Source organism: Burkholderia sp. AU18528, from assembly GCF_002223215.2.
GTDB classification, from domain to species: domain Bacteria; phylum Pseudomonadota; class Gammaproteobacteria; order Burkholderiales; family Burkholderiaceae; genus Burkholderia; species Burkholderia semiarida.
Window position 1 is genome coordinate 218432 of record NZ_NKFC02000005.1, and the last position, 19424, is coordinate 237855.

General features: G+C 69.4%; 14 protein-coding genes. 7 read left to right on the forward strand and 7 right to left on the reverse strand.

From position 1 onward, the window contains the following. Position 1: 1 nt before the first annotated feature. Both hemDX and hemC read right to left on the reverse strand, forming a co-directional pair. Positions 2–1972 carry a fused uroporphyrinogen-III synthase HemD/membrane protein HemX gene (hemDX, locus tag CFB52_RS12590; RefSeq protein WP_059576648.1) on the reverse strand — a complete coding sequence of 657 codons (1971 nt, stop codon included), beginning with the start codon at positions 1970–1972 and terminating at the stop codon, positions 2–4. Beyond that, the gene (gene hemC / locus CFB52_RS12595; RefSeq protein ID WP_099316709.1) at positions 1972–2976 is read right to left on the reverse strand and encodes a hydroxymethylbilane synthase; all 1005 of its coding nucleotides are present in this window, start codon (positions 2974–2976) and stop codon (positions 1972–1974) included. Before hemC ends, hemDX begins: the two co-directional genes overlap by 1 nt. A 208-nt stretch (positions 2977–3184) precedes the next feature. Between hemC and ppc the strand changes: the two genes are divergently transcribed. After that, positions 3185–6214, forward strand: a complete 3030-nt coding sequence (ppc, locus tag CFB52_RS12600; protein WP_099316710.1) for a phosphoenolpyruvate carboxylase — start codon at positions 3185–3187, stop codon at positions 6212–6214. Between the two features lie 120 nt (positions 6215–6334). Here ppc and CFB52_RS12605 read toward each other — a convergent pair whose 3' ends face one another. Further along, on the reverse strand, positions 6335–7087 hold the full coding sequence (locus CFB52_RS12605) for a class I SAM-dependent methyltransferase (protein ID WP_099316711.1): 753 nt from the start codon (positions 7085–7087) through the stop codon (positions 6335–6337). 226 nt (positions 7088–7313) lie between these two features. On the opposite strand from CFB52_RS12605, the gene CFB52_RS12610 reads away from it, so the two are divergent. Beyond that, on the forward strand, positions 7314–8123 hold the full coding sequence (locus CFB52_RS12610; protein WP_059576659.1) for a helix-turn-helix transcriptional regulator: 810 nt from the start codon (positions 7314–7316) through the stop codon (positions 8121–8123). A gap of 7 nt (positions 8124–8130) precedes the next feature. Here the strand turns inward: CFB52_RS12610 and CFB52_RS12615 are convergent, their stop codons facing one another. Beyond that, positions 8131–9126: a spore coat protein U domain-containing protein gene (locus CFB52_RS12615; RefSeq protein ID WP_059576663.1), complete on the reverse strand. Its 996-nt coding sequence runs from the start codon at positions 9124–9126 to the stop codon at positions 8131–8133. A gap of 296 nt (positions 9127–9422) precedes the next feature. Here CFB52_RS12615 and CFB52_RS12620 point away from each other — a divergent pair, with 296 nt between their 5' ends. From CFB52_RS12620 to CFB52_RS12640, 5 genes are all read left to right on the forward strand, one after another. Beyond that, positions 9423–9959, forward strand: coding sequence for a spore coat U domain-containing protein (locus tag CFB52_RS12620; RefSeq protein ID WP_059576666.1), 537 nt, complete (start codon positions 9423–9425; stop codon positions 9957–9959). Between the two features lie 6 nt (positions 9960–9965). Beyond that, on the forward strand, positions 9966–10676 hold the full coding sequence (locus CFB52_RS12625; RefSeq protein WP_099316712.1) for a molecular chaperone: 711 nt from the start codon (positions 9966–9968) through the stop codon (positions 10674–10676). 70 nt (positions 10677–10746) lie between these two features. Then, complete coding sequence (locus CFB52_RS12630; protein WP_099316948.1) at positions 10747–13089, forward strand: fimbria/pilus outer membrane usher protein; 2343 nt, start codon at positions 10747–10749, stop codon at positions 13087–13089. Positions 13090–13178: 89 nt separating this feature from the next. After that, entirely contained in the window at positions 13179–14588 is a 1410-nt protein-coding gene (gene argH / locus CFB52_RS12635; RefSeq protein WP_099316713.1) for an argininosuccinate lyase, read from the forward strand. Positions 14589–14692: 104 nt separating this feature from the next. Next, positions 14693–15376, forward strand: coding sequence for an HAD family phosphatase (locus tag CFB52_RS12640; RefSeq protein WP_099316949.1), 684 nt, complete (start codon positions 14693–14695; stop codon positions 15374–15376). A gap of 82 nt (positions 15377–15458) precedes the next feature. On the opposite strand, the gene CFB52_RS12645 is transcribed toward CFB52_RS12640, so the two are convergent. From CFB52_RS12645 to dcd, 3 genes are all read right to left on the reverse strand, one after another. Continuing rightward, positions 15459–16253, reverse strand: coding sequence for a lysozyme inhibitor LprI family protein (locus CFB52_RS12645; RefSeq protein WP_099316714.1), 795 nt, complete (start codon positions 16251–16253; stop codon positions 15459–15461). Then, the gene (locus CFB52_RS12650; protein ID WP_060966788.1) at positions 16253–18532 is read right to left on the reverse strand and encodes an arginine/lysine/ornithine decarboxylase; all 2280 of its coding nucleotides are present in this window, start codon (positions 18530–18532) and stop codon (positions 16253–16255) included. The genes CFB52_RS12645 and CFB52_RS12650 overlap by 1 nt, the downstream gene beginning before the upstream one ends. A gap of 81 nt (positions 18533–18613) precedes the next feature. Further along, positions 18614–19183 (reverse strand): dCTP deaminase, encoded by a 570-nt coding sequence (dcd, locus tag CFB52_RS12655; RefSeq protein ID WP_006398615.1) that lies wholly within the window; start codon positions 19181–19183, stop codon positions 18614–18616. Positions 19184–19424 lie beyond the last annotated feature (241 nt).

Consider the following 19424-nt stretch of genomic DNA (forward strand, 5'->3'; position numbering starts at 1 on the left):
GTTACCCCCGGCTCTTGAACTGCTGAACGGCGTTCAGGCTCGTGTTCAGGTTCGGCACCGCGACCGTCAGCGCTGCGCCGTCAACCTGCTTGAGCAGATCCTCGACGGTCTGCGTGTCCTTCGACGCCTGATCGAAATACTTCGCGAGCGACGCCTGCGCGGCGTGCAGGTCGGCCTTCATCGCGCCGTCGTTGCGCGCGAGCAGCGACAGCCGCGCGGTGAGCAGGCGCAGCTTCACGTTCTCGCGCACGAAGTAGCCCTGGTCGGGCGACGCGAGCATCGCGTCCGCGTTGTCGATCCGGCGCACCTGCACGAGGCCCTTCAATTGCTGGCCGAGGCTGGCGGAGAAGCCGTGCCACCACACCTTCCAGCGCGGCTCGCCGGCGGCGGCCGACGACGCGGCGTCGGCCGGCGCGGCCTTCGGCGCCGCGTGCGGCACGATCGCCTCGCCGGACAGCGGCAGCGCGTCGATCCTGGCGATCGCATCGTCGAGCTTGATCGCGAGCCCGGTGAGATCGGCCGCCGGCGCGGCCTTCAGCTTCTCGATGTCCTGCGCGAGCGCCTTGCGCACCGTGACGGCCTGCGCGCTCTGCGACGTCGCGAGACGCGCGTCGGCGTTCTGCAGCGCGATCAGCGCGAGCTGCGTGTTGCCGGTCAGTTGAAGCTGCTGGCTCGCGCTCGACAGCATCTGGTCGACTTCCTCGAGCATCCACGCATCGCGGTTGCGCGACAGGTCCTGGTATTGCTGCTGCAGCGCCTGCTGCGCGCTCTGCGCATCGGCGAGCTTGCCGTCGAGCTGCGCGAGCTGCGTGTCGACCTGGTGCGTGCTGGCGAGCGCCTGCTCGGTCTTCGTCCGCGTTTCGGCCGCTTGCGCGTCGAGCGCCTTCTGACGGGCGACGAACGTGCCGTCGAGCCGGTCGATCTTGCGGTTCAGCGCGTAGCCGCCGACACCCGCCGCGCAGCCGAGCACGACGACGACGAGCCACAGCACCGCGCTGCCGCCGCGGCGCGCACGCGGCTCGGACGCGAGATAAGGAGGGCTGGACGGCGGTGCGGATGCAGCGGCCGGCTGGGAAGCGACGCTTTTGGAATCGTTGGTATCTGTCATGCGTTTAGTCACCGGTACGGCTGTCGCCGGTTGGACGGCCTCGTCGGCCATCGTTCGAAACGCGCGGACGATGCGCTCATCGCCCGCGCCGGTCAGCGTAATCCTATCAAAACCCAATGCGCGCGCGGTCTGCTCGATCCGCGGGTGCGGCGTCACGAGCGGCGCATGCTTCAGCGCGTCGATCTCGGCATCGTTCAGATGGGCCCGCGCGAGCTCGTGCAGGTTGCGCACGCCTTCCGAGCTCGTGACGAGCCATGCGTGCGGCTGGCCGTCGAGCAGCGCGTGCACGCGCTCCCACGCGCCGACGCGCGGCTCCGGCACGACGCGCCGGTAGGCCGCGACGAGCGTGACGTCCGCACCGGCTTCGCGCAGGCGCTCGGCGAGCCATTCGCGCCCGCCGTCGCCGCGCACGATCAGCACGCGCTTGCCCGCCAGCGCCTGCGCGCCGCCGAACGCGGCCTCGATGCTCGCGAACAGGCTTTCCGAATCGTAATGGGGCACGCCGCCATCGGCCGGCGCCTGCGGCGCGATCACGCGATGCGCGGGCGCCGCGATGCCGTGACGAGCGAGCGCCGCGACGCTGCCGGGCCCGACCACGCCGACCGGCAGCGCGTTCGGCCAGATCGTGTCGTACCGCGCGAGCGCACGGTCGATCGCGTTCGGCGACACGAAAATCACCAGCGCGTAGTCGGCCAGCGCCGCGAATGCGGCGTCGAGCGGCGCCGGATCGTCGACCGGCGCGATATCGATCAGCGGGAATTCGAGCACGTCGCAGCCGGCGTCGGCCAGTTGCGACGCCAGCGCATCGGACTGCCCGTCCGGACGCGTCAGGACAGCGGTGAACGCGCGCGCGCCGCCCGCCATCAGGCGTCGCCCTTGCCCGCGGCCGGCGAGCTCGCGAGCAGCGCCTGGACGATGTCGAGCGCGCCTTGCGCCTCGAGTTCGTCGGACACCGCGCGGCCGAGCGCGAGCGCATCGGCGACGGTCACGACCGCGCCGCACTCCTCGGCCGTCAGCACGCGCTTGCCGTCGGTGGTCGACACACGGCCCGTCAGGTACAGCTCGCCCGCGCGCCACACCGCGTGCGCGGCGAGCGGCACCTCGCAACTGCCGCCGAGCGCGCGCGACACCATCCGCTCGGCCTCGACCGCGAGCGCGGTCTGCGTGTCGTGCAGCGGCGCGAGCCACGCGGCGACGTCGTCGCGATGCGCGGCGATCTCGATGCCGAGCGCGCCCTGGCCGGCCGCGGGCGGGCTCGCCTCGACGTCGAGCAGCGCGCGGATCCGCGCTTCGAGGCCGAGGCGCTTCAGGCCGGCGGCCGCGAGGATGATCGCCGCGTAGTCGCCGCGGTCGAGCTTCGCGAGGCGCGTGTCGAGGTTGCCGCGCAGCGGCAGGACCTCGAGATGCGGATAGCGCGAACGCAGCATCGCTTCGCGGCGCAGGCTCGACGTGCCGACGACCGCGCCGGCCGGCAGCGCGTCGAGCGACGCGTAGTCGTTCGACACGAAGGCGTCGCGCGGGTCTTCGCGCGCCATGATCGCGGCGAGCGAGAAGCCGTCGGGCAGCGCCATCGGCACGTCCTTCAGCGAATGCACCGCGAGATCGGCGCGGCCGTCGGCCAGCGCGGCTTCCAGTTCCTTCACGAACAGGCCCTTGCCGCCGACCTTCGACAGCGTGCGATCGAGAATCTGATCGCCGCGCGTCGTCATCCCGAGGATTTTCACGTCACAAGCTGGATATAATTTGCGCAGCGCATCACGCACATGTTCGGCTTGCCACATCGCCAGGCGGCTCTCGCGCGAAGCAATCGTCAACGTCGCGGGCGGTCGTGCCTGTTGCGGCCCGGCCGCGGGGGTCTCGGAATTCATTGCTGGAACATCGAAGGACGGGATTGAAGATCGAACAATGGTAGCACGCACGCTCCGGCCCGCCCGGGCCCGGAGCCTGCGCCCGGCCTGCTTCCGTGCGGGTCGCGGCGCCGTTGTGCGGATGTGCCGCACGTAGCTGGTTGCTTGACCGCAGTTCCCGCAGTTTCCGCAGTTCCTTTTGACTCGAGCTTTCCCAAGGAAACCCATCGTGAAGTCTTCCGGATCGGCGCGTACGGCGCGCCGCAATGCTGCCCTGTCCTCCTCCGACGCCTCGACGGACACCGTCGCCACCGCCGCGAACGGCCGTGCGAAAGCGGCAACGAAACCAACGGCAACGAAACCGAAAGACGCGATACGTCAGACAAAACGCACGACGAAAGCTGCCGGCCCTGCGGCCCGCGACGCCGTCGCGCCGAAGGCCGGCACCCGCGCGCGCGACGACAAGGACCGCCCGCTGTTCGAGGACATCCGCTTCCTCGGCCGCCTGCTCGGCGACGTCGTGCGCGAACAGGAAGGCGATACGGTGTTCGACGTCGTCGAGACGATCCGCCAGACCGCGGTCAAGTTCCGCCGCGAGGACGACAGCGAAGCCGCGCAGACGCTCGAGAAGAAGCTGCGCAAGCTGACGCCGGAGCAGACGGTGAGCGTTGTACGCGCGTTCAGCTATTTCTCGCACCTCGCGAACATCGCGGAAGACCGCCACCACAACCGCCGCCGCCGCATCCACGCGCTGGCCGGCTCCGCGCCGCAGCCCGGCACGGTCGCGTACGCGCTCGACCAGCTGAAAACCACCGGCAACGCGTCGAAGCGCCTGCTGCAGCGCTTCTTCGACGATGCGCTGATCGTGCCGGTGCTGACCGCGCATCCGACCGAAGTGCAGCGCAAGAGCATCCTCGACGCGCAGCACGACATCGCGCGCCTGCTCGCCGAGCGCGACCAGGAGCTGACCGCGCGCGAGCGCCAGTACAACGAAGCGATGCTGCGCGCGCGCGTGACCGCGCTGTGGCAGACGCGCATGCTGCGCGACGCGCGCCTGACGGTCGGCGACGAGATCGAGAACGCGCTGTCGTACTACCGCGCGACGTTCCTCGACGAACTGCCCGCGCTGTACGGCGACATCGAGGCCGCGCTCGCCGAGCACGGCCTGTCGGCCCGCGTGCCCGCGTTCTTCCAGATGGGCAGCTGGATCGGCGGCGACCGCGACGGCAACCCGAACGTGACCGCCGCGACGCTCGACGAGGCGATCAACCGTCAGGCCGCGGTGATCCTCGAACACTATCTGGAACAGGTGCACAAGCTGGGCGCCGAGCTGTCGGTGTCGAACCTGCTGGTCGGCGCGAACGACGCGGTGAAGGCGCTCGCGGCCGCGTCGCCCGACCAGTCGCCGCACCGCGTCGACGAACCGTATCGCCGCGCGCTGATCGGCATCTATACGCGGCTCGCCGCGAGCGCGCGCGTGCGTCTCGGCGAAGGTACGGTGCCGGTGCGCAGCGCCGGCCGCGGCGCGCCGCCCGTGCGTGCGGTCCCGTATGAAGATTCGGAAGCGTTCGTCGCCGACCTGAAGGTGCTGACCGCATCGCTCGACGAACACCACGGCGCGTCGCTCGCCGCGCCGCGCCTCGCGCCGCTCGTGCGCGCGGCCGAAGTGTTCGGCTTCCATCTCGCGAGCATCGACCTGCGCCAGAGTTCCGACATCCACGAGGCGGTGGTCGCCGAGCTGTTCGCGCGCGCGGGCGTCGAGGCCGACTATGCGGCGCTCGCCGAGGAAGACAAGCTGCGCGTGCTGCTCGCCGCGCTCGCCGATCCGCGCCCGCTGCGCTCGCCGTACATCGAATACTCGGCGCTCGCGCAAAGCGAGCTCGGCGTGTTCGAGAAGGCGCGCGAGGTCCGCGCGCAATTCGGCGCGCGTGCGGTGCGCAACTACATCATTTCGCATACGGAAACCGTCAGCGACCTCGTCGAAGTCCTGCTGCTGCAGAAGGAGACGGGCCTGCTCGAAGGCACGCTCGGCGTGCCGGGCAGCGACGCGAAGAACAGCCTGATGGTGATCCCGCTGTTCGAGACGATCCCCGACCTGCGCGACGCGTCACGCATCATGCGCGACTACTTCGCGCTGCCGGGCATCGACGCGCTGATCGCGCACCAGGGCGCCGAGCAGGAAGTGATGCTCGGCTACTCGGACAGCAACAAGGACGGCGGCTTCCTCACGTCGAACTGGGAGCTGTATCGCGCGGAACTCGCGCTCGTCGACCTGTTCCGCGAGCGCAAGATCACGCTGCGGCTGTTCCACGGGCGCGGCGGTACGGTCGGCCGCGGAGGCGGCCCGACCTACCAGGCGATCCTGTCGCAGCCGCCGGGCACCGTCAACGGCCAGATCCGCCTGACCGAACAGGGCGAGGTGATCGCGAGCAAGTTCTCGAACCCGTCGATCGGCCGGCGCAACCTCGAGACGGTCGTCGCCGCGACGCTCGAGGCGTCGCTGCTGCCGCAGTCGAACGCACCGGCGCAACTGCCCGCGTTCGAGGCCGCGATGCAGACGCTGTCCGACTCGGCGATGGCCGCGTACCGCGCGCTCGTCTATGAAACGCCGGGCTTCACCGATTACTTCTTCGCGTCGACGCCGATCACCGAGATCGCCGAGCTGAATATCGGCAGCCGCCCGGCGTCGCGCAAGCTGCAGGACCCGAAGCAGCGCAAGATCGAGGATCTGCGCGCGATTCCGTGGGGCTTCTCGTGGGGCCAGTGCCGGCTGCTGCTGACCGGCTGGTACGGCTTCGGCAGCGCGGTGAGCGCGTATCTCGACGGCGCCGGGGACGACGCCGAACGCGCGAAACGCGTCACGCTGCTGAAGAAGATGAACAAGACCTGGCCGTTCTTCTCGAACCTGCTGTCGAACATGGACATGGTGCTCGCGAAGACGGATCTCGCGGTCGCGTCGCGCTATGCGCAGCTCGTGCCCGATCGCAAGCTGCGCAAGCACGTGTTCGAGCGGATCGTCGCGGAATGGGAGCGCACGTCGCGGGCGCTCGCTGAAATCACCGGGCACGAAGGCCGCCTCGCGACCAACCCGCTGCTCGCGCGCTCGATCAAGAACCGCTTCCCGTATCTCGATCCGCTGAACCACCTGCAGGTCGAGCTGATCAAGCGTCACCGCGCGGGCGACACGAACGCGCGGCTGCGCCGCGGGATTCACCTGACGATCAACGGGATCGCGGCCGGCCTGCGCAACACCGGCTGATCCGCGGGCGGCGCGGGCGCGGTTTCGCGCCGGCCGGGATAACGAAAGCCGCGATACGCGTTCGTGCGTATCGCGGCTTTTTTCATGCGATCGCGAAACGGCGCGGCGCGCGCCGCCCGCTCAGTGCGCGTCGATCAGCAACGCGTCGTGCTCGAACGACCCGTCGGCCTGCACCGCGTAGTAGCCGCGCACCTCGTCCGGCGCATGCGCCCACAGCGCGCGAATGCCGGCGACGCTGTCGGCCGGCGTGCGGATGCGCGCGACCCACGTGTCGAAATCGATCGGCAGACGCCAGCGGCTGTGCACCCGCGCGTCGAAACCGGCGGCGCGGAACATCGCGAGCCATTCGTCCGCGCGGTAGTCGCGCACGTGCGACGCGTCGCGCAGCACTTCCGCGGCCTGCAGGTACGTATCGAGGAGCGGATGGTCGTTGCCCGCGATGTCGATCATCAGCACGCGGCCGCCCGGCTTCAGCACGCGGCGCACTTCGGCGAGCGCCGCGCGCAGGTCGTGCCAGTGGTGCGCGCTCATCCGGCTCACGACCCAGTCGAACGTCGCGGTGTCGAACGGCAGCCGCTCGGCCGGGCCCTGCTGCGTGCGGATGTTCGCGAGCCCGCGCTCGCGCGCGGCCGCATCGACGGTCGCAAGCATCGGCGCGGCGAGATCGTACGCGACCACCTCGCGCACGTGCGGCGCGACCGCGAAGCTCGCGTGGCCGGCACCGCAACCGAGGTCGAGCACCGCGGCGTCGGGCGTCGCGCGCACCGCGTCGGCGAGCGCCCGCAGGTCGGCGCCCGTCGCATGAACCGTGCTCGTCAGATAGGCGGCGGCCGTCGTGCCGAACGCGTCGGCGACCTGCTCGTGGTGTTTCATCGTTCGCTCCTTTCCTTGATGCCGTCGGCCGAACCCCACGCTTGCGCGCGCGATCCGGCCCCGTGCAACGTATTGTGGGGGACGCCCGCTGCCCTGCCAGCGCGCGAGCCGCTACAATAGGCCTGCATTTGTACCAGTACAAGTTAAGCAGTTATTCTGGTATTCGATCCACCTGTCTGATCGTTCGATCGTTGCCGCGTCTTCGCTTCCACTTCGCCGTTTCCGCATGAACCAGCCGTCCTCCGCCCTCGTCCCGCCGCTCGACGCCACGCCCGCCCGCGCGCTCGGCGAATTCATCCGCGCCCATCGCGAGCGGCTGTCGCCACAGGCCGTCGGCCTGCCGCCCGGCCCGCGCCGCCGCACGCCGGGGCTGCGGCGCGAGGAAGTCGCGCAACTGTGCGGCGTAAGCCCGACCTGGTACACGTGGATCGAACAGGGCCGGCCCGTGTCGGCCTCCGCCGACGCGCTCGCCCGGATCGCCGTCGCGCTGCAGTTGTCGAAGGCCGAACGCGCCTACCTGTTCGAGCTGGCCGCGCAGCGCGACCCGGCCGAGCCCGACGTCGCGGGCGGCGACCTGCCGCCGACGCTCGCCGCGACCGTCGCCGCGATCGCGACGCCCGCCTACGTGCTCGACCGCCAATGGAACGCGCTCGCGTGGAACCCGCCGGCCGCCGCGCTCTTTTCCGGCTGGCTCGATGGCGAGCACGACCGCAACCTGCTGCGCTTCACGTTCATGTCGCCGGCTGCACGCACGCTGATCGTCGACTGGGAAACCCGCGCGCGGCGGCTCGCGGCCGAATTCCGCGCCGACGCGATCCGCCACCTGACCGACGCGCCGACGCGCGCGCTGATCGACGCGCTGACGGCCGGCAGCGACGCGTTCGCGCAGTACTGGGCGTCGCAGGACGTGTTCGAGCGCGAAGGCGGGCGGCGCGAATTCGACCATCCGGCCGACGGCCGCCTCGTGTACCAGCAGATCACGCTGAAACCCGCGCACCGCGAGGACCTGAAGCTCGTCGTGCTGGTGCGCGACTGAGCGCGGCTCAGAAGCTGATCGTCGCGGTAATCGTGTCGCTGTAGTTGCCGGGCGCCGGCGTCGCTTGCGCGGGCACGCGGCCGTACACGGTGATCGCCTGCGCGAACCCGCTGCCGGTGCCGGTCGCCATCGACGTGCCGGCGGTGCCGTCGCCCCATGGTTGCGTGAAGCCGCTGTCCTGATAGAGCTGGTAGCTGACCGACCCGCCGCCCGCGCGCTGCATCGTGCGTGCGGCGACGTTGCCGCTGCCGCCGCCGTTCAACGCGATCCGGAATGCGTCGCCGTTCGTGCAGCGCGCGCTGATCGAGCCGCTGGCGGTCAGCGCGGACGCCAGCACGCCTGCGGGCGGAAACGCGACGCCGGTCGCGCTGATGATGCAGTTGTTGATGACGGTGGCGGTCGTGGTAACCGTCATCGTGCCGGCCGTCGACTGCGACACACACGGTGTCGGCAGCACGCCAAGCAGCGAAAAACTGTAGCTGTATGCGGCCTGGTTGCCGCTGAAACTCTGTGTATAGACGGTGCTGCCGTTGTTCACGGTCGGCACGGTTGGCTGGTTCGGCGCGATGCGGCCATAGATGGTCACGTTCGCACTCGCGGACGTGCCGAGCGCCGGTTTCGTCAACGTCAGCGATATCGGCGTCGTGCCGCTGCTCACGGCGCCCCAGGCCTGCGAATAGCCGGCGTCCTGATACAGGTCGTACTGCATCTGGTTCGCCCCGTTGCTCAGGTAGCGCGGGCTGGTGCCGCCGAGGTTCACGCACACGAGCACGCCGGTGTTCAGGCTCAGCGCGTCCCACGTGCAGTTCACGGTCATCGTGGCGGTCGTCGTGTAGGCCTGTTGCGTGATCGGACTGACCGAGCCGAAGCTCGGCACCGGCGGCGTCACCGTGCACGTATCCGCACGCGCCGGCATCCAGGGCATGCCGAGCAGCGCCGCCAGCAGCAGGGACGCGAGCGCGCGCATCCAGCGGCGCGCCAGATCGAAGCCGTCAGCCTCCATGCATCTCCCCCGAAAAAAACGTCCGGACGATCGGGTTCGCGGATCCGGCCGCGCCCTCATCGTATCCATCCGCGCATCGATCGTTCGCACTGTTACTTGATCCGTGTCAAATAGGCCGATGGAATCCGTCCGCCCCCCGGGCAATGCATGCCAGGTCGGCGTTTTCTCCATTGCGCGCGACCAAAGCCGTGGAGTAGTCTTCCACCAACGACAGAGCGGTAACGGCGACCGGCAACAGACCACGCGGCAGGCACTCCGCGGCCGGGCGACCCCTTGAACGGCAGGAGACAATCATAATGATAGATTCCCGACGTCGTGTTTTTTCAGCCATGCTCGCAGCCACGTTCGCATTCGCGCCGGTGCTGCAGCCCGTCACCGTTGCCGCAGTCTATTCGAACGGCACGGCCACCGCGCAATTCAACGTCACGCTCACGATCCAGGCGAACTGCACGATCGCCGCGAACCCGCTTGCATTCGGCACCACCGGCGTGCTCGCGTCGACGGTCAACCAGCAGACGACGGTCTCCGTCACCTGCACGAACTCGACACCCTACAACATCGGACTCGACGCCGGCGCGGTAACCGGCTCGACCGTCGCCAGCCGGCTGATGGGCGGCACCACGACGGGCAATACCGGCACGACGGTCGGCTACCAGCTCTACCAGGACTCCGGCCACTCGACGATCTGGGGCAACACGCAAGGCACCGACACGGTCGGCGGCACCGGCACCGGTTCCGCGCAGGTGCTGAACGTGTACGGCCAGGTACCCGCGCAAGCGACGCCGAAGCCCGACACCTACCAGGCCTCGGTCACCGCCACCGTCTATTTCTGACGGGCCGTGCGATTGTTCCCGCGCGCCTTTGCCGCGCTGTGCGTCGGGTGGGCGGCGGCGGTTTCGCATGCCGCCACGCTGCAGATCACGCCCGTGACGATCGAGCTGCCGCCTTCGGCGGCAGCCGCGAGCATGACGCTCAGCAACCCGGGCGGGCGGCCGATCTACGGCCAGGTCCGCACCTATCGCTGGACGCAGGAAAACGGCACCGACGTGATGACGCCGAGCGACGCGCTCGCCGCGTCGCCGCCGCTGCTGCAGATCGACGCGAACGCCGAGCAGTTGATCCGGCTCGTGCGCACGAGCCGCGGCACGCCGGCCGCAGAAGAGAGCTATCGCGTGCTGATCGACGAACTGCCCGCGCCGGGCGCGCCGGTCGACAACGGCGTGACGATCCGGCTGCGCTATTCCGTGCCCGTATTCGTCGAGCCCGACGCCGCGCAAGCGTCCCCGCGCCTCGACTGGCGCATCGAATCCGACGGGACCGGCATGCGGCTCGCGGTCGACAATCGCGGCGGACGGCGGGCGCAGATTTCCGCGGTCCGGCTGGTCGATGCGCGAGGCGGCGTCCACGAGATCACGCGCGGGCTACTCGGCTATGCGCTCGCGGGCAGCACGCGACGCTGGCCGCTCAAGCTCGACGCCGGCGCGCCCTTCGTCAAGATCCAGGCGACCGTCAACGCGCAGCCGGTCGAAGCCCGGCTGCCGGTGCCCTGAGCCACCCGGGCAGGATCGCACGACGTTGCCCGTGCCGACGCCGAGCAAGATCCTCCGGGCCGACTGCCCCGTGCGACACGCCGGGCCGGCCCGACCCACCGCCGCGCTGCTCGCGCTGGCGCTGATACTCGCGCTGCGCGCGCCCGCCGTATGCGCGCAGCCGGCGCCGATGCCGGCCGCCGCCGTGTCCGAAGCCGCGGCGCAAGCCGACGGGCTGTATCTCGACGTGTCGCTCAACGGCGAACCGACGCACCGGATCGCCCGGTTCCGGCAGATCGACGGGCGGCTGTACGCGGGCTCCGCCGACCTGAACGATCTGGGCATCGCGACCGGCGGCCCCGCGAACGCACCGTCGAACACGCTCGTCGCGCTCGATACGCTCGCGGGGCTGCACTACGATTACGACGCCAGGCGGCAGACGCTCGACCTGCGCGTGCCCGATGCACTGCGCATTCCGCACACGTTCGATACGCGCGCGCTCGCCGCCGCGCCGCCGGCGACGTCCGGCCGCGGCTTCGTGCTGAACTACGATGCCTACGCGCAAACCGTCGCACGCGCGCCGCTCGCGGTCTGGAGCGAGGCGCGCTATTTCGATCCGGCCGGCGTACTCAGCAGCACCGGCATCGCGTACCTGTACGACGACCGCCGGCGCTACGTGCGCTACGACACGTCCTGGACCCGCTCGAATCCCCGCACGCTCACGACGACCCAGGTCGGCGACACGATTTCGTCGTCGCTGTCCTGGACGCGCTCGCTGCGCCTGGGCGGCGTGCAGTGGCGCAGCAATTTCGGCCTGCGCCCCGACCTCGTCACGTTTCCGGTGCCCGCGCTGTCCGGCAGCGCGGTCGTGCCGACGTCGGTCGACCTGTACGTCAACAACGTGCGCCAGTTCAGCGGCGACGTGCCGAGCGGGCCATTCGTGATCAACAGCGTGCCGGGCATCACCGGCGCGGGCAACGCGACGGTCGTCACGCGCGACGCGCTCGGCCGCTCGATCGCGACGTCGATTCCGCTGTACGTCGATACGCGCCTGCTGGCCCCCGGCCTCGCCAGCTATTCGGTCGAAGCCGGTTTCCTGCGCCGCGCGTACGGCACCGATTCGTTCGACTACGCGCGCACGCCGGCGGCGAGCGGCTCGCTGCGCTACGGGATCAGCGAGCGGCTGACCGTCGAAGCGCACGGGGAAGCGACGGCCGGCGTCTACAACGCCGGCGCCGGCGTGCTCGCACGCCTCGGCGAGCGCGGCGTGGCGAACGCGTCGCTGGCGCTCAGCGCGCCGGGCAGCACCGGCGTGCAGGCGGGCGTCGGCTACCAGTACGTGACGCCGCGCTTCTCGATCGACGCGCAGACCCTGCGCGCATTCGGCGACTACGTCGACCTGGGCAGCCGCGAAGGCGTGCCGGTCTCGCGCGCCACCGATCGCGTGACGGTGTCGTTCCCGTTCCTGCGCGCGCAAACGCTGTCGTTCAGCTATCTGGCCCTCGAGTATCCGGGCGTCGCCGCGTCGCGGATCGGCTCGATCGCTTACCTCGTCAATCTGGGCGGGCTGACCTCGATCACGTTCAGCGGCTTCCAGGACTTCCGGCAACGCGATGCGCGCGGCTTCTTCGTGAGCCTGAGCATCGGGCTGGGCGGCAACACGTCTGTCTCCGCGAACGCCGGGCGGCAGAACGGCGAATCGACCTACACGCTCAATGCATCGCGGCCGCCCGACTACGGCGGCGGCTTCGGCTGGAACGTGCAGGCCGGCACCCAAGCGGGCACGCGCTACGGGCAGGGCCAGCTGCAGTATCTCGGCCGCGCCGGCCAGCTCACGCTGCTCGCGCAATCGTTCGACGGGCGCGCCAACGCGGCGGTCGACGTCACCGGCGCGTTCGTGCTGATGGATGGCCGGGTGATGACGGCGCGCCGCGTCGACGACGGCTTCGCGCTCGTCTCGACCGACACGGGGCGCGTGCCCGTGCTACACCAGAACCGGCTGATCGGCGCGACGGACCACGCCGGCTACCTGCTGGTGCCCGACCTGAATGCGTACCAGAACAATCGCATCGCGATCGACGGCAGCGCGCTGCCGGCCGACGCGCGGATCGCCGACACGACGCTCGACGTCGTGCCGCAGGCCCGCTCCGGCGTGCTCGCGCACTTCGCCATCACGCGCTACAGCGCCGCGTCGATCGCGCTGCGCGCGTCGGACGGCACGCCGCTTCCGCCGGGGCTCGAGGTCCGCCACGTCGAAAGCGGCCAGCGCACGATCGTCGGCTACGACGGCCTGACCTTCGTCGACGGCCTCGTCGCGAACAACCACCTGGAGATCTCCGGCGGCGGCCGCGACTGCACCGTCGAATTCGCGTACCGGCGGCCGGACGACGGCACGCTGCCGCGCATCGGCCCGCTGACCTGCAGCCCGCGCTAGCGCGCGCCGGCCGCCCGCTTCGCGAATGTTAGAATCGCGGGATTCCCTCGGCGGCGCACGGCCGCCCAACTCCCCTTCGAAGAATCGCCATGACGTCCCAACTGCACAAAAAGGGCGAGGCCTGGTCGGCCCGCTTCTCGGAACCGATGTCGGAGCTGGTCAAGCGCTACACGTCGTCGGTGTTTTTCGACAAGCGCCTCGCGCTCGTCGACATCGCCGGCTCGCTCGCGCACGCGAACATGCTCGCCGCGCAGAAGATCATCAGCGCCGACGACCTGGCCGCGATCGAACGCGGGATGGCGCAGATCAAGGGCGAGATCGAGCGTGGCGAATTCGAATGGCAGCTCGACCTGGAAGACGTCCACCTGAACATCGAGGCGCGCCTGACCGCACTGATCGGCGATGCCGGCAAGCGCCTGCATACGGGCCGCTCGCGCAACGACCAGGTCGCGACCGACATCCGCCTGTGGCTGCGCGGCGAGATCGACCGCATCGGCGGCCTGCTGAACGACCTGCGCGGCGCGCTGATCGACCTCGCGGAACAGAACGCCGACACGATCATGCCGGGCTTCACGCACCTGCAGGTCGCGCAGCCGGTCACGTTCGGCCACCATCTCCTCGCATACGTCGAGATGTTCACGCGCGACGCGGAACGCATGCGCGACTGCCGCACCCGCGTGAACCGCCTGCCGCTCGGCGCGGCCGCGCTCGCCGGCACCAGCTATCCGATCGATCGCCACGCGGTCGCGAAGACGCTCGGCTTCGAAGGCATCTGCGCGAACTCGCTCGACGCGGTGTCCGATCGCGACTTCGCGATCGAATTCACGGCGGCGTCGGCGCTCGTGATGACGCACGTGTCGCGTTTCTCCGAAGAGCTCGTGCTGTGGATGAGCCCGCGCGTCGGCTTCATCGACATCGCCGACCGCTTCTGCACCGGCAGCTCGATCATGCCGCAGAAGAAGAACCCCGACGTGCCCGAGCTCGCGCGCGGCAAGACCGGCCGCGTGAACGGCCACCTGATGGCGCTCCTCACGCTGATGAAGGGCCAGCCGCTCGCGTACAACAAGGACAACCAGGAAGACAAGGAACCGCTGTTCGACACGGTCGACACCGTCGCCGACACGCTGCGGATCTTCGCCGAGATGGTCGCCGGCATCACCGTGAAGCCGGATGCAATGCGCGCGGCCGCGCTGCAGGGCTTCTCGACCGCCACCGACCTCGCCGACTACCTGGTCAAGCGCGGCCTGCCGTTCCGCGACGCGCACGAAGCCGTCGCGCACGCGGTGAAGATCTGCGACGATCGCGGCATCGACCTCGCCGATCTGACGCTCGACGAAATGAAGCAGGAACTGCCGAACGTCGCGCACCTGATCGGCGACGACGTGTTCGGCTACCTGACGCTCGAAGGGTCGGTCGCGAGCCGCAACCACCCGGGCGGCACCGCGCCCGACCAGGTGCGTGCAGCCGCCAAGGCTGCCCGCGCCGCGCTGGGCCAGTAACGGCCCGCGGTTCCGGACGGACGCCCGCGGCGTCCGTTTTTCATTCGGGCGGCCATCGTGCCGCTCGTCGCCTTCCCCGCTTCACCGCTTCACGGATGCTCCCGATGACCTTCTCCGCCGCGCTCTTCGACATGGACGGCCTGCTCGTCGATTCCGAGCGGACCATCATGAACACGTGGATCGACGTGTCGAACGCGCACGGCGTCGTGCTGACCGAGATCGATTACCTGCAGATCGTCGGCCGCTCGTTCGCCGAAGGCCAGGTGATCCTCGCGCGGCTGATCGGCGACCCCGCTACGTTCGACGCGGTGCGCGTCCGCGTGCGCGAGCAGCTCGCCGCCCCGGAGCCCCATCCGAAGTTTCCGCTGAAGCCGGGCGCGCTTGCGCTGCTCGACACGCTCGCGCAGGCCGGCATTCCGTGCGCGGTCGCGTCGTCGTCCGCGGGCGACGTGATCCGCGCGCGGCTCGACGCGGTCGGCGTGCTGCCGTTCTTCCGCGCGGTCGCGGGCGGCGACGAAGTCGCGCGCGGCAAGCCCGACCCTGCCGTCTACCGGCTCGCGGCCGAACGCCTCGGCGTGCCAGCCCACGCGTGCATCGCGTTCGAGGACAGCGACTTCGGCGCGCTGTCGGCCGCCGGCGCCGGCGCGGCGGTCGTCACCGTGCCCGACCTGAAGGCGCCGACGCCGGAGATCGTCGCGCTGAGCCTGCACGTGCTCGCGTCGCTCGACGACGCGCTCGCGCTCGTGCCGTCGTGGTTCGGGCTGCAGGGCATGTCGCAGCCGGCGTAGGCGATACACCGCGCCATGCAAAACGGGCACCCTCGGGTGCCCGTTTTGTCGTGTCGCCGGCTCGGCAGCGGCGCGGCAGCCGTTACCGATTGCCGGCCGTCTCCGACAGCCGCTTCATCGTCGCGATGCGCGCGCCGATCAGGTCGACGCGCCCGTCCTCGCCGACGAGCGGCGCCGTCGCATCGCGGAACGCCACCCACGCGCGCTGCGCGCGCCCGAGCGTCGCGGCCGAATGCGCGGGCATCTTGCGGCGCAGCTTCTGGTAATAGCGGTTCAGGTCGAACAGCGCATGCTCGCACGCGGCATCCTGCGCACACGGCCGCACGCGGCGCAGCGCCGGCTCGCGGGGCGCGTTCGCCGGCTTGGCGCCGCCCTGCGCACCGCTCGTCGCCGCGACCGGCACGGCAGCGGGCGGCGGCGCATAGCGATCGGCCGCCCCGCGTAGCGCCAGCGCGCGATCGCGCACCGGCTGCAGTTGCAGGTCGGCGCTCGACATCGCATACGCGGTGCCGCGTGTCGTGTCGTATACGGCCTTCAGCAGCAGCACCTCGTCCTTGCGCCACGTGAGCCAGCGGCGCTGGCTGTCCTGCCAGCCGCGCTTCGCGTCGGCCGGCGCATCCTTCAACAGGCGCTGGTACGCGCCGTCCATCACTGCCTGCCACTGCTGCTGCGCCTCGCCCATGCACTGGATCTGCCCGGCCGGCGAAGACCGGTCGCGCCGCGCGAGGCATTGCCGCATCGCGACGTCGATCGGGTCGGCCGCCGCGACTTCCGCATGGGCGACACCGGCTCCCGCGAGCCCCGTCAATCCTGCCGCCCAGACGACGAGCGCGGCCAGCGCCGCGCGCATCGTCCGGATTCGTCCATGCGTCGCCATCAGTCGCGCACGCAGTCGACGAAGTACTCGACGCGGCCGTTCACCTCTTCCGCGACGAGGCCGTGGATGTCGGTGTGGAAGCCCGGGAAGCGCTCGTTGAAGTCGCGCGCGAACCGCAGGTAGTTCACGATCGTCTTGTTGAAGCGCTCGCCCGGGATCAGCAGCGGAATGCCCGGCGGGTACGGCGTGAGCAGGATGCTCGTCACGCGGCCTTCGAGCTCGTCGAGCGGCACGCGGTCGATCTTGCGGTGCGCGAGCTTCGCGAACGCGTCCGACGGCTTCATCGCCGGCTCCATGTCCGACAGGTACATCTCGGTCGTCAGGCGCGCGATGTCGTTCGCGCGGTACACGTCGTGGATCTGCGTGCAGAGGTCGCGCAGGCCGACGCGCTCGTAGCGCGGATGCTGCGCGACGAATTCCGGCAACACGCGCCACAGCGGCTGGTTGTTGTCGTAGTCGTCCTTGAACTGCTGCAGCTCCGTCACCATCGAGTTCCAGCGGCCCTTCGTGATGCCGATCGTGAACATGATGAAGAACGAGTACAGCCCGGTCTTCTCGACGATGATCCCGTGCTCGGCCAGGTACTTCGTGACGATCGCGGCCGGAATGCCGGTCTCGCCGAACTCGCCGTCGACGTCGAGCCCCGGCGTGATGATCGTCGCCTTGATCGGGTCGAGCATGTTGAAGCCTTCCGCGAGCGGGCCGAAGCCGTGCCAGTGGTCGTTCGGCTTCAGCATCCAGTCGTCGCGCGAACCGATGCCTTCCTCGGACAGGTTGTCCGGGCCCCACACGCTGAAGAACCAGTCGTCGCCGTATTCGGCGTCGACCTTGCGCATCGCGCGGCGGAAGTCGATCGCCTCGGCGATCGACTCCTCGACGAGCGCGGTGCCGCCCGGCGGCTCCATCATCGCGGCCGCGACGTCGCACGACGCGATGATCGCGTACTGCGGGCTCGTCGACGTGTGCATCAGGTACGCCTCGTTGAAGCGGTGCTTGTCGAACGTGCGGTTCTCCGAATCCTGCACGACGATCTGCGACGCCTGCGAGATGCCCGCGAGCAACTTGTGCGTCGAGTGCGTCGCGAACACGAGCGCGCCGGTGCGCGGACGACCGTCGCCGATTGCGTGCATGTCGCGGTAGAACGGGTGGAACGTCGCGTGCGGCAGCCACGCTTCGTCGAAGTGCAGCGTGTCGAGCAGGTCGCCGAGCAGGTCCTTGATCATCTCGACGTTGTAGACGACGCCGTCGTACGTGCTCTGCGTGATCGTCAGAATGCGCGGCTTCATGTCCGGGTTCTGGCGCATCGCCTCGCGCGCGAACGGGTTCGCCTCGATCTTCCTGCGGATGTTCTCCGGCTTGAATTCGTCGCGCGGGATCGGCCCGATGATGCCGAAATGGTTGCGCGTCGGCGTGAGGAACACGGGGATCGCGCCCGTCATCGTGATCGCGTGCAGGATCGACTTGTGGCAGTTGCGGTCGACCAGCACGATGTCGCCGGGTGCGACCGTCGCGTGCCAGACGATCTTGTTCGACGTCGACGTGCCGTTGGTCACGAAGAACAGGTGGTCGGCGCTGAAGATGCGCGCCGCATTGCGCTCGGACGCCGCGACCGGGCCCGTGTGGTCGAGCAGCTGGCCGAGCTCGTCCACCGCGTTGCAGACGTCCGCGCGCAGCATGTTCTCGCCGAAGAACTGGTGGAACATCTGGCCGAGCGGGTTCTTCAGGAACGCGACGCCGCCCGAGTGACCGGGGCAGTGCCACGAGTACGAGCCTTCGTCCGCGTACTTGACCAGTTCCTTGAAGAACGGCGGCGCGAGCGAATCGAGATAGACCTTCGCCTCGCGGATGATGTGGCGCGCGACGAACTCCGGCGTGTCCTCGAACATGTGGATGAAGCCGTGCAGTTCGCGCAGGATGTCGTTCGGCAGATGGCGCGACGTGCGCGTCTCGCCGTACAGGAAGATCGGGATGTCCGCGTTGCGGCGGCGCACTTCGGTGACGAACGCGCGCAGCTCGATGATCGCGGTCGCGAGCTCGGGCAGCTCGCCGTCCGGGCCGGTTTCGCCGAGCATGAGTTCGTCGTCGTCGATCGACAGGATGAAGCACGACGCGCGGCTCGATTGCTGCGCGAACGACGTCAGATCGCCGTAGCTCGTGAGGCCGAGGACTTCCACGCCCTCCTTCTCGATCGCTTCGGCCAACGCCCGGATGCCGGAGCCCGAGATGTTCTCGGAGCGGAAATCTTCGTCGATGATGACGACGGGGAAACGAAACTTCATGGGCGATTCTCCAAAAAGAACGACCGCGGCGCGTCACGCGCAGCGGTCACCCGGAAACTGGTGAGACGTTATGCAACCAGATCAGGTTTTCGGCAGCGTGACACCGCGCTGCCCCTGATACTTGCCGCCGCGATCGGCGTACGACACGTCGCACACCTCGTCGCTTTCGAAGAAGAGCACCTGCGCGACGCCTTCGTTCGCGTAGATCTTCGCGGGCAACGGCGTGGTGTTCGAGAATTCCAGCGTGACGTAGCCTTCCCATTCTGGTTCGAACGGCGTCACGTTGACGATGATCCCGCAGCGCGCGTAGGTCGACTTGCCGAGGCAGACGGTGAGCACGGTGCGCGGGATGCGGAAATATTCGACGGTGCGGGCCAGCGCGAACGAGTTCGGCGGGATGATGCACACGTCGCCCTTGAAATCGACAAACGAACCCTCGTCGAAGTTCTTCGGATCGACGATCGTCGAGTTGATGTTCGTGAAGATCTTGAATTCGTCCGCGCAGCGGATGTCGTAGCCGTAGCTCGACGTGCCGTAGCTGACGATCCGGCGGCCGTCCTCGGACGCGCGGACCTGATCGGGCACGAACGGCTCGATCATCTTGTGCTCTTCGGCCATGCGCCGAATCCATTTGTCGGACTTGATGCTCATGCCAGCCTCCGCCGGGCCGTCCCAAGGGCGTAGCAGGGAATTCGCAGAGCACCGCTCTGCGCCTGCGCAGCCGGCCGGCTTTGCAAAGCCGGCCGTGGGCGGCTGGCCGTCCCGTCGGGGGACAACGAACGAAGTGAGCGTTGGGGTCGTTGCATATTCAGGGTGCCTGGAAACGCTGCGTGACAGTCGGTGGGGGCCTTACCCGCGAAGCGGCGGCCGGGAAAGGCGCACATTTTACGCG